Origin of the sequence: Thermoanaerobacter sp. A7A (assembly GCF_000445185.1) — a bacterium.
In the GTDB taxonomy this organism is placed as follows: Bacteria; Bacillota; Thermoanaerobacteria; order Thermoanaerobacterales; family Thermoanaerobacteraceae; genus Thermoanaerobacter.
Genome location: NZ_AVAF01000091.1, coordinates 1 through 11,721 on the forward strand (window position 1 = coordinate 1; position 11,721 = coordinate 11,721).

An 11,721-nucleotide genomic window follows, 5' to 3' on the forward strand; every position below is an offset into this window, starting at 1 on the left:
CGCTCGCGGTGAAATCACCTTAGATGAGTATACAGAAATAACTAAAACTTTAAAAAAGTGACCTAGATAATCAGATAGAACCCCCCCATTTTTCTGAATACAGAAAAAGGGGGTTGTATTTGTATATAATTTGCCTTTTTTTAGTATAATAAGTGACAATAATCAAAGATTTTTGATAAACCCCTTTGTATAATAAATTAAATCTTTAGTTATACCCTTTGTCGAAAAGCTGCAAAAGCAGTAGTTGGGGAAGCCAGTGAAATCTTAATTTTATCGTTAAAAAATTATTTTAGAAGTTCTTGTCAAAAATAAGAATTGATATTATAATGGAATCGTAATCAATATAAAATTGTAATGTGTATTAAGGAGGAAAAATAAAATGGATGCCAAAGAGATAGTACTAAAAACTTTAAGAGAATCTTCAAAGCCTCTGCGTCCTAGTGATATTGTGGAAAAATCAGGCCTTGACAAAAAAGAAGTTGAAAAGGCTATTAAAGAATTAAAAAAAGAAGATTTAATAATGTCTCCTAAAAGATGTTACTATTCTGCAAAATAATCTGTAAAAAAGGGAGTGCAGATTTTACACTCTCTTTTTTCTATAACCAAAATTTTCTGAAACTACTCTTCCAATACTATTTATCCTAGCAGTTATACAACTAAAGCAATGAGCAGGAGTATCGGCAATACAAATTTTTCCAGGATACAGCCGGATATAATCGTTCAATATTCAAAAAATTTGTGCATACTTAAATATCTTTCCCCAGTATCAGGTAGCACTGTTACAACTCGTTTTCCTTTCCCAAGGCAATTTGCAACTTCAACTGCCGCAAAAACATTTGCGCCTGAAGAAATACCACAAAGAATTCCTTCTTGTTTTGCAAGTTTCATTGACATTTCAAAAGCATCTCTTTCTTTTACCTTTATAATTTCATCGATAACGTCAAGATTTAATGTGTCAGGAATAAATCCAGCTCCTATTCCTTGTATCTTATGAGGTCCAGGTTTGCCGCCTGACAATACAGGAGATTCCTCTGGTTCTACTGCAAAAATTTTTATATCTTTGTTATATTGCTTTAAAACTTTCCCTACTCCGGATATTGTTCCCCCTGTGCCTACACCTGCTACAAATGCATCTACTATTCCATTTGTATCTTTTAATATTTCTTTTGCCGTTGTAAGTTCATGTATTTCTGGATTCGCAGGATTTTTAAACTGATCTAACATTATATAATCAGGATTTAATTCCAAAATTTCTTGTGCCTTTTTTATGGCTCCTTTCATACCCTCTGCACCGGGTGTTAAAACAAGCTCTGCTCCATATGACAAAAGTAAATTTCGTCGTTCTATACTCATCGTATCAGGCATTACAAGAATCAACTTATACCCTTTTACAGCACTAACCATCGCAAGACCAATGCCTGTATTTCCACTGGTAGGTTCAACAATTGTCCCACCAGGTTTTAATCTTCCTTCTTCCTCAGCTCTTTTTATCATATTTAATGCAATTCTGTCCTTAACACTTCCACCTGGGTTAAAAGACTCTAATTTTACTATGACCTCCGCTGCATCTTTTGGAACAATTTTATTTAATCTAACAATAGGTGTATTCCCTATAAGCTTGGTTATATCCTCATAAATTTTGACTTCTCTTTTAGGCATAACTTTTTGCCTCCTTTTAATTCCGAGTATTCCGATAGTAATTTATATTTTTTCTCTTTTCTAGAGTATCACAATCTTAAATTAATGTCAATGGATATATTCACGTTATGCTGTTATTCTGTAGCATTTTGCTGCGAGTCGATCTTCCCTTCTAAAAATTTAATGTATTCACTACCCCATTCATGCATTTTATCCATGACCCCTAGAAATTTAATACCTATTTCAGTCAGTGAATATTCTACTTTGGGTGGTACCACATTATACACTTCTCTGTGTACAAGGCCATCCCTCTCTAATTCCCTTAGCTGCTGCGTCAAGTATCCCTGCCTTATATCAGGCAAAAGCCTTTTCAGCTCATTAAAACGCTTAGGCCCTTCTCGCAGCTGCCATATTATGACCAGCTTCCATTTGCCAGCTACCACGTACTGAGTAACAGCTATAGGACATTTTACATTTAACAATCCTTTTCTTAATTCCATTTTTACACCCCTTTAGTACGTTTTTTTATACTACGTATGAAAAATTGTTGTACTTGCGAAAAGTAATTTTATTTGATATTATTTTACCCGAACGTCAAAAAAACATCAATGCCTGGAGGTGAAATATAAGAAACATATTTAATTTCTTAATTAGGAAAGCACTGGATAAAGCTACAGTAGCTTCCATCTGAACAAGGAGACATATTTTGTTTGTGAACATTCAATACTAAAAATGTATAAAACTCCATGCAGAATTTCAAAGACGCCCAGCGACATAATTATAAATCAGTAGACAATTCATTTTCTGAGGTATTTTATATAGAGCATAGCAAAAGATTTTTATTTAGCATACATATTCAAGTGCTCAAAAGTCAATTTTTTAACCAAAATTTTTCGCACGAAAGGAGACTAAATATGAGCAAATTATTGTATATTAAAGCAAATCCCAAAAATGATGATGCATCAAGGACTTTCAGGATATCTGAACAATTTATAAAGACCTATAAAGAATATAATCCTCAAGATGAGATAATCACTTTGGATCTATACAAAGAAAAAATACATTTTTTGACACTGGATGACATCAATAGCATCTTTGGACCCAAAACTGATAGCTCAAAAGATCATCCAATATTAAAATATGCTTATCAATTTGCAGAAGCTGACAAGTACGTCATAGCTGCTCCTATGTGGAACTTAGGTATTCCCTCCATTTTAAAAGCCTACATCGACTATATAGCAGTATCAGGTATAACATTCAAATATACAGAGCAAGGGGCCGTGGGGCTGATGAAGGGCAAAAAAGCTGTCCACATCATGGCCACTGGCGGGGAATACACTCATGGACCTTTTTCAGGATTTGAAATGGCAAACAGATATATAAAGGCAATACTTACCTTTATGGGAATTGAAGTAGTAGAAACTATAGTAGCAGAAAGACTGGATATAATAGGAGAAGATGTAGAAAAAATAGTGGCAGAGGCAACCAAACGAGCTCAGGAAGTTGCTAAAACATTTTAATACAAAAGTCTTCCATGAGTAATTTAGAAAGGCTAGATAGATATTTTATCGTAACCCAATGGGAAGATGAACCTCATGTTGTTAATGCATGGAATAGCTATGTCAATGTTACACTTGGGCGTTAATTCCTGTCGATAAATGAACAAGGCGGAAAAAAGATAGAAATGAGCAATCGGGTTAAATCGACAATTTGGAATCGAATAGTTCAGCGAAAAATATACAAAGGAATAGGTTTTTTGAACACTGGAACTACAAAATTCATAAAAGAACGTTCCCATTTGACATGAGGAAAGAGAAATTTCCATGGTTTAGAACTATTCTAGAAATAACCATTGATACTGCTAAACAAACCTTTTAAAATTAGTTTAGCATTATCATTATTTCTAATATTTATAAAGCCCCCATTTGATGCGGGGTCTTTTTATGCACTTTCATGTATTTTTTAAAAAGCTTATAAACTTTTTGCTATTTTTGTTTTAATACTCTTATAAATATTACCATTAATTTTTAATGTTTTTCTTTCTTAAGAATTGCCATTAAGCTGCGCAAAACACTCTGTTATTTTGTTTTCAGAAAGGTATAATAAAATAATATATGCAAATACTATTTTTGATAATAAAAAGCGAGGTGTCTCACATGTCAGCAGAAAACGTAGTTAAATGCTCAGTAAATACTTGTAATTACTGGAAAGATATGAAATGTCATGCTCCATCGATTGAAATAAATTCAAAAGTAATGTCTGCAAAAACTAGTGCAGAAACAGAATGCACAACATTTAAACCAAGATAACGCAAAGAAAAGCATTGATATTTCATTCAATGCTTTTCTTTCATTTAAATTTTTTAATAGGTATTACACTTCATATCCTGTATCAATAATTGCTTTTTTCATATCATCTATAGAAACTTTAGCAGGATCATATGTTACCGTAACATTACCTTTGTCAAGGTCAACAACAGCTTTCGATACCCCATTTAATTTCTTTAGTGCAGTTTCGACAGACATTTTGCAATGATTGCATGACATTCCTTTAACATTTATAACGATAGTCTCACCTTTAGTTCCAAACAGGCTCATAATCCATCTTCTCCTTTTATAAAATTTAAAATATATTAAATAAATATTATATCGAAGCAGCACACATTTTATCAAAAACTTCCTGCATCAACGTTTTCTCCTTTTTAAAAAGCTTATAATTGCGGGTATTAACGATATGACAATTATCGCAATTGTCACCAATCCAAAATGGTCTCTCACTATTTGCAAATTCCCAAAATAGTACCCACCTAAGGTAAAAAGTAAAACCCACAACGTTCCTCCTAATGCATTGTAAAACAAAAACTTAAAATACCTCATTTCCCCAATCCCTGCTACAAAGGGTACAAAAGTTCTAATAATTGGTATAAACCTTCCTATAACAATAGTAATAGAACCATACTTTTCATAAAAATTACGTGCTTCTATCAGATGCTCTTTTTTTATCAATTTTAAATTTTCTCTTTCATAAATCTTTTCTCCGACAAATTTCCCTATATGATAGTTTACCGTATCTCCCAATATGGCAGCAGATGCTAAAAGTATAATCACATAAAATACATTTAAACTGCCAATTGCCGCAAACGTCCCTGCAGCAAAAAGAAGAGAATCTCCAGGCAAAAAAGGCGTCACCACAAAGCCTGTCTCAAAGAAAATAATAAAAAACAAAATGCTGTAAGTCCATGTACCATAAGTTTGAATAACACTGCCTAAATACTTATCAAGATGCAATACAATATCAATGAAGTTTTTTATAAGGTCCATCTACTCCATCCTTTCATATATATAGTAATTCTAATTCACAGCATTAATTATACTATATATATGAAAGGTTTTGTAAAAATATATGAAAATTTAATAGAATTTTAATCTTCTCCACCCCAGTGGCCATGCCTATGGCGCATACCTCTATGACCTCTTTGTTCTTCTTCATAAACTCTGTAATTTCCACCTTCCACTCTTATCGCTTTACCATTAACTAAAGCATCCGCTACTTTTTGTCTAGCTGAATTGATTATTCTAAAAAAGGTGGGTCTCGACACCTTCATCATATCAGCACATTCTTCTTGCTCTAAACCTTCCAAATCCTTAAGCCTTATAGCCTCTAATTCCTCTACTGTTAGTATAACTTCATCTAACATAGACATAGGCACACCTACTGGTTTAAAATGAGTTACATTTGGTTCACTTCTAACCCATCTGCATTTTGGAGGTCTTGGCATTTTATCACACCCTATTGTTTAATAAATGACGATTACTTTAATATTTTATACTTTTTAAAGAAAAATATCAATCCTTCATAAAAGCTAAAAACTTTTCAACAAGAATAGGGTCAAATTGTATCCCCGCCATCTTTTCAATCTCTTTTAGCGCTTGCTCTTTAGAAAGCCCCTTCCATTCTTCATCTATCATCTGCACGTAAGCATCTACTATAGCCAAAATTCTACATTCGTAAGGAATATCCTCGCCTTTTACAGCAAGTGGATAACCTTGTCCATTCCACCATTCATGATGCATTAAAATCATATCCGCAAGGTGAGCTAAATCAGGAGAAGACATGGCAATTCTATAGCCTATTTCACAATGTTTTTGAAATTCCAATTTTTCTTCTTCATTTAAGTTGTCCACCTTATCTAGTATTTTATCTGAAATTCCTATCATTCCAATATCATGAAACTCAGCCAGAAGCTCTAAATTTTTTATCCGCACTTGAGAAAGTTTTAAATATTCAGCAAAATTCACCAAAATTTCTTTGACTGCCTTCAGATGCTTTTGTAGTTTAGGCTGGCGTATTTCAAACATCTTTAAGATAGAATCCAATACTTCTCTATAACTGCTTCTTTTATGGAATAACTTTTCTCTATACATGTTATTATCTGCTTCTTTAAAAACTTCCTCAATTTTTTTAAAACTATTATTCTTCACTGCATAGCCTATTGACATACTTAAAGGTATGTTTTCTTTTTCAAAGGCAAATTTACTATTTTTAACCATTTTTCTTATTCTATCAACCGCTTTTTCTACAATCTCAATGCTAGCGTTAGGCAGTATTACAGCAAATTCATCTCCTCCTATTCGGGCGATAATGTCCTGTCCTCTAAAACATTTTCCTAGTACATCCGCCGCCGTTTTTAACAGCATGTCTCCTGCCTTATGCCCCATCGTATCATTGACAAGTTTTAGACCGTCTACATCGCATATTATGATTCCTGCGGGTATGACATTGTTTTTCTCTATAAATGTCATTTTCTCTTCAAAAAAGTTCCTGTTGTAAAGCCCCGTTAATATATCATGAGTGCCCAAGTGTTCAAGCCTATCTTGCGTTAATTTCCTTTCTGTTATATCTCTTATTATCATCATAATAAGCTTTTCATTTTCAAACTCAACACTTGCAACATTGGCCTCCACATAAAACTTGCTACCGTCTTTTCTCTTATGTTGTAAGTTCAGCAAAACACCCCTTTCATCTCCCACATCTAACAATTGAGTCAACTCCTCTTTCTCACAATCACAAAGCTCAAAAATATCCATCTTTAAAAGTTCTTCCATTTCATAGCCATAAGCCTTTAGTGCAGCTTTATTCACCTCTATAATCTTACCATCTTCATATTTTGCAAATAAAATTATGTCATTTATATCGTCAAAAAGAAGTTTATATCTTCTTAAAATTTGTTCAGCTTTTTTATTCTCTGTTATATCGTGAGAGATAAAAGATACACCAATGTATCTTCCTAATTCATCTTTTAAAGCTGAAATTGAAACCAACACATTTATGAGTTTCCCATCTTTTCTAACCCTTATTCCCTCATAATTTTTTACATCTTCTCCTTTTAACAATCTTTCTAAAATGTTTTTTATCTTTTTTCTTTCAAAGTCAGGAATCACCATATATATGCTCTTACCTATCATTTCCTCTGCCTTGTAGCCGTATATTTTTTCACATCCTTTATTCCATGTCTGAATAATTCCATTAAAGTCAAAAGTCCCAATACCTTCTTCTGAAGATTCTACAATAAATTCATACTGCTTTAATAATTTTTCATATTTCCTTTTGTCACTTATATCTCTAAAAACCATAACTGTACCAATAATATTACCTTGTGAATCTTTTATTGGAGAAGCAGAATCTGCAATTGATATAATCTCTCCATTTTTTGATATTAAAGCTGTATGATTTGCAAGAGCTGTAATATTACCAGTTTTTAAAACTTTTTCTATTGGAACTTCTGCCTTCTCTTTTGTATCTTCATTGATTATGTTAAAAACCTCATCAATTTTCTTACCTAATACTTCTTCTTCTTTATACCCCGTAAGCCTTTCTGCAGTAGAATTCATAAACTCTATATTGCCGTTTGCATCCGTAGCAATAACTCCGTCTCCAATGCTCCGCAATGTAATTTGAAGCCATTCTTTTTCTCTATTCAAAGATTCCTTAAGTTCTTCTTGTTTGTTAAAGATAATGGCTAACATACTGTTTGCAATTTCATAGAAATGAATTAGTAAAACAATCGCTAATGTAATTTTTAAGGAATACAAAAGGTCAAAATCAACTAAATAATTTATCAAATTAAAGTGTGTTATAATGGGATAAGCACACTCACGAATACCCATTAAAACAAGTAATATTCCTATGATTAAACTAGAAATCACTTTTGAGACTTTGAAATTTTTAAATATCAATGTACCAGCAAATATACTTATAACTCCTAAAAAAACATACATTGGAATCACAGCTATATAATTACTGCTTCCTAAAATTTTATTTACTGAATACCACCCTAAACTTAATGAAATAATCCATAAACCCTTTTGCAAAAAATTTACTTCAAAAAAAAATTGAAAGCCATAAGTAAACAATATAGAACTTGTTACAAGCAAACCATATACTATCACCTGTGTCAAAAATGTATTAGGCAAAGCCCCATATTCTATTGCATATTCCATAGCGTATCTTATTAAATCAAGCCCCCATGCACTTCCCCAAAATAAAATGTATTTTTCTTTTTCTGCATTATGTACTATTAAATAAAATACACCTAATATCAGTAAAATTAATATTTGGTAATTTAGAGAAAAATGTATATTATTAAACATCCTATTTCCTCTCTCCCTAGAAAAACAAATGTTTCTAAATACATTATAAATCCATTTTCAATTTATGTCTATCAGCAAATTTCAGTTTTACGAAAATAAAAAAGAGAGAGGCACCTCTCTCATACTCTTATTAATATTTCGCCAAAATTTCCATTCAGTTTTTCTTTTATTTTTTTTAAAAAGTTAATATCACATTCTTGAATTCCACTTTTCTCCTTATCTAATACTCCCTCATCATACTTGTACATTTGTAAAACATACCTTTTCGCAGGAGAAATCCAATCAGCTAAAGCCTTAAAATCTTCTAAAGTAAGTAGTTTGTCATTTACAGTAGTTCTAAATTCGTAATCTATATTAGAATTTTTAACTATCTCTACACTTTTTTGAATATTATCTATATCTTTTTTGTTTTTTAAAAATATGCCATATTTTTCTATTGGCGCCTTTATATCCATAGCTATATAATCGAGCAATCTTTCATCTAATAAATTTTCTAACACTTGTGGCCTTGATCCATTAGTGTCAAGCTTAACCTCAAAATTTAAGTCCTTTATATTTTTTATAAAATCTTTTAATCCTTTCCAAAGAGTAGGTTCTCCGCCTGTAATACACACTCCTTCTATCAAATTTGCTCTCTTTTTAAGGTAGTCAAAAAACTCCTTTTCACTCCGTATACCTTCCCTTATTTGAATTAAATAAGAGTTATGGCAGTAAGGACACTTAAAATTGCAGCCACTTACAAAAACAGTGGCTGCAATTTTCCCTGGGAAATCAGCAAAAGAAACAGGCATAAAATCGTACATCATACAACAAATTCCTTTCTGTCCTTAAACTCTTTTTTCTTTCCTTCATTCCAATTCTTTACTGGCCTATAATATCCAACTACGCGGCTGTAAACCTCACATTCTTTCCCACAGTAAGGACATTCAAAATGTTCCCCAGAAATATACCCATGGTCTTCACAGATTGAAAAAGTTGGAGTTATAGTGTAATAAGGAATTCTATAATTATAAGCTATTTTTCTGACTAGAGCTTTGCAGGTAGTAACATCATTTATACTCTCTCCAATAAATCCGTGAAATACTGTACCTCCTGTGTATTTTGTTTGTAACTCTTCTTGTAAGTCTAAAGCAGTAAATATATCTTCCGTAAAGTCTACAGGGAGCTGTGTTGAATTTGTATAGTAAGGCACATCGCTACCTGCAGTTATTATATCGGGGAATAATTCTTTATCTTTTTTAGCCAATCTATAGGAAGCTCCTTCTGCAGGGGAGGCTTCTAAATTGTACATGAAATTAGATTCTAATTGATATTGTTCTAATTTATGCCTCATAAAATCTAATACTTCAAGTGCAAATTTCCTTCCCTCTTCACTGGCTATGCTTATTCCCATGAAATTTAATAGTGCTTCATTCATTCCAATGAGTCCTATCGTGTTAAAATGGTTTTGCCAGTAAAATCCAAATCTCTTTTTTATATCTCTTAAGTAAAATTTTGAATAAGGATACAATCCCATTTCAGTCATCTTCTCTAAAATTTCTCTTTTTATTTCAAGGCTTGTTTTTGCAATATCCATAAGTCTTTCTAACCTTTGGAAAAACTCTTCTTTTGATTTTGATAAATACCCTATTCTTGGCATATTTATTGTTACAACTCCTATTGAACCTGTAAGAGGATTCGCTCCAAAAAGCCCTCCCCCACGCTTTCTTAATTCTCTGTTGTCCAACCTCAACCGACAGCACATACTACGCACATCATTGGGATCTAAATCACTATTTACAAAATTGCTAAAATAAGGCAAACCGTACTTCGCAGTCATTTCCATTATTTTATTTATGACAGGACTATTCCAGTCAAAATTTTTAGTTATATTATAAGTGGGTATTGGAAAAGTAAATATCCTGCCGCTGGCATCTCCTTCCATCATAACTTCTGTAAATGCTATATTTAGCATGTCCATTTCTTTTTGAAATTCTTTATACGTTTTATCCATCAATTGACCGCCAATTATAACAGGTTCATCTGCCATAATCTCCGGTACCACAAGATCCATAGTTATGTTTGTAAAAGGAGTTTGAAATCCCACTCTAGTTGGAACATTTATGTTAAATATAAACTCCTGTAAAGCTTGCTTAACCTCTTTGTAAGAAAGATTATCGTAATATATAAAAGGTGCCAAATAGGTATCAAAATTAGAAAAAGCTTGTGCACCGGCTGCTTCCCCTTGAAGTGTATAGAAAAAATTGACAATCTGTCCAAGAGCAGACCTAAAGTGCTTTGGAGGTTTGCTTTGAACTTTCCCCTCTACCCCTGTAAATCCAGAAAGCAGTAAATCCCTTAAATCCCATCCACAGCAATACACAGATAAAAGGCCTAAGTCATGAATGTGCAAATCTCCATTTACATGGGCATCTCTAACTTCTGAAGGATATATTTTATTTAACCAGTAATAAGCTGTTATCGTACTGGAGATATGATTATTTAAACCTTGAAGTGAATAACTCATATTGCTATTTTCATTTACTCTCCAATCTTGCTTCCCTATATATTCATCCACCATTTTTTCAATGTCCATAAACATTTTTTTAAATTCTCTTATCTCTTGATGCTGTTTTCTGTATAAAATATAGGCCTTTGCCGCTTTAGCATGATCATGCTTTATTAAGTATTGCTCTACAATATCTTGAATCTGCTCTACACTGGCTATTCCTTCTAAATTATTTTCTACGTACTCTGTCACTTCATCTGCTATTTCAAGGGCATCTTTGTATTCCCCTTCTCCCACTGCTTTAAAAGCTTTGTATATAGCATTTGCAATCTTTATCTTATCAAACTCAACTTCCCTTCCATCTCTTTTTATAACCTTCATAGCAATTTTCATGATTTTAAGCCTCCATTCTTTTGTAAAAATTAATTAAACCCCTTAACTTCTACGGCAAGTTAAGAGGTGTACAAAGTACCTCACCTCCTCTATCGACCGTAGAGCAAGTGTAATCCAAATACAGGCAGGTCTCCTGACTTAGGTTCATCGCTCTTTACGCCTTCCCACCCGGCACCCAATATTCCCCAATGTTTTACAAATCAAAACAAAAAGGCAAGAAGACAATGTGACGGTTCCTTTGTCTGTTTTTTTTACTCCACTTACCTAAAAGGAAGTACCAGGCAGTGGCTTTTTGTAAAGAGCTCACCATCACAGTGGCGGGACCGTGCAGGATTCTCACCTGCTTCCCTTTTAACCCAATTTCCCTTTGAAATTGGGCACCTGTATCTGTGTATATTCTATTTTGCACAAAATCTAGTATATTATTTATTAATATCCTCAACATGTAGTATACCACTGCTTTCTTGCATTGTCAATATAAAAAATAAAATAGGCAATTATTTTTGCCTATTTCAGACTTTAGACAAACTTTCGTAAAGGAGATATTTTGCA

The 11,721-nt window shown here is 32.8% G+C and carries 11 protein-coding genes and 1 riboswitch; of the genes, 3 read left to right on the plus strand and 8 right to left on the minus strand.

Features of this window, described 5'->3' with window-relative positions:
* Positions 1 to 379 precede the first annotated feature (379 nt).
* Positions 380 to 556, plus strand: a complete 177-nt coding sequence (locus tag M663_RS0105490) for a MarR family transcriptional regulator (RefSeq protein ID WP_003869722.1) — start codon at positions 380 to 382, stop codon at positions 554 to 556.
* A 164-nt stretch (positions 557 to 720) separates the two neighbouring features.
* Here the strand turns inward: M663_RS0105490 and cysK are convergent, their stop codons facing one another.
* Positions 721 to 1,659 carry a cysteine synthase A gene (cysK, locus tag M663_RS0105495; RefSeq protein ID WP_029688236.1) on the minus strand — a complete coding sequence of 313 codons (939 nt, stop codon included), beginning with the start codon at positions 1,657 to 1,659 and terminating at the stop codon, positions 721 to 723.
* A 113-nt stretch (positions 1,660 to 1,772) separates the two neighbouring features.
* Positions 1,773 to 2,138: a helix-turn-helix domain-containing protein gene (locus M663_RS0105500; protein ID WP_029688237.1), complete on the minus strand. Its 366-nt coding sequence runs from the start codon at positions 2,136 to 2,138 to the stop codon at positions 1,773 to 1,775.
* A gap of 414 nt (positions 2,139 to 2,552) precedes the next feature.
* On the opposite strand from M663_RS0105500, the gene M663_RS0105505 reads away from it, so the two are divergent.
* Both M663_RS0105505 and M663_RS15300 read left to right on the plus strand, forming a co-directional pair.
* Positions 2,553 to 3,158, plus strand: coding sequence for an FMN-dependent NADH-azoreductase (locus M663_RS0105505; RefSeq protein WP_029688238.1), 606 nt, complete (start codon positions 2,553 to 2,555; stop codon positions 3,156 to 3,158).
* A gap of 636 nt (positions 3,159 to 3,794) precedes the next feature.
* On the plus strand, positions 3,795 to 3,947 hold the full coding sequence (locus tag M663_RS15300) for a DUF1540 domain-containing protein (protein ID WP_004401613.1): 153 nt from the start codon (positions 3,795 to 3,797) through the stop codon (positions 3,945 to 3,947).
* A 63-nt stretch (positions 3,948 to 4,010) separates the two neighbouring features.
* Here M663_RS15300 and copZ read toward each other — a convergent pair whose 3' ends face one another.
* The 6 genes from copZ to M663_RS0105540 form a co-directional block, all read right to left on the minus strand.
* Entirely contained in the window at positions 4,011 to 4,235 is a 225-nt protein-coding gene (gene copZ, locus M663_RS0105515; protein ID WP_029688239.1) for a copper chaperone CopZ, read from the minus strand.
* A gap of 87 nt (positions 4,236 to 4,322) precedes the next feature.
* Positions 4,323 to 4,958, minus strand: coding sequence for a DedA family protein (locus tag M663_RS0105520; RefSeq protein ID WP_029688240.1), 636 nt, complete (start codon positions 4,956 to 4,958; stop codon positions 4,323 to 4,325).
* Between the two features lie 101 nt (positions 4,959 to 5,059).
* Positions 5,060 to 5,416 carry a DUF134 domain-containing protein gene (locus M663_RS0105525; RefSeq protein WP_003868064.1) on the minus strand — a complete coding sequence of 119 codons (357 nt, stop codon included), beginning with the start codon at positions 5,414 to 5,416 and terminating at the stop codon, positions 5,060 to 5,062.
* A 67-nt stretch (positions 5,417 to 5,483) separates the two neighbouring features.
* Positions 5,484 to 8,288 carry a PAS domain S-box protein gene (locus M663_RS0105530; protein WP_029688241.1) on the minus strand — a complete coding sequence of 935 codons (2,805 nt, stop codon included), beginning with the start codon at positions 8,286 to 8,288 and terminating at the stop codon, positions 5,484 to 5,486.
* A gap of 119 nt (positions 8,289 to 8,407) precedes the next feature.
* Positions 8,408 to 9,094 (minus strand): anaerobic ribonucleoside-triphosphate reductase activating protein, encoded by a 687-nt coding sequence (locus M663_RS0105535; RefSeq protein ID WP_029688242.1) that lies wholly within the window; start codon positions 9,092 to 9,094, stop codon positions 8,408 to 8,410.
* Positions 9,091 to 11,169: a ribonucleoside triphosphate reductase gene (locus M663_RS0105540; RefSeq protein ID WP_029688243.1), complete on the minus strand. Its 2,079-nt coding sequence runs from the start codon at positions 11,167 to 11,169 to the stop codon at positions 9,091 to 9,093. Before M663_RS0105540 ends, M663_RS0105535 begins: the two co-directional genes overlap by 4 nt.
* Before the next feature lie 105 nt (positions 11,170 to 11,274).
* A riboswitch (cobalamin riboswitch) is annotated at positions 11,275 to 11,569 on the minus strand.
* Positions 11,570 to 11,721: the final 152 nt, after the last annotated feature.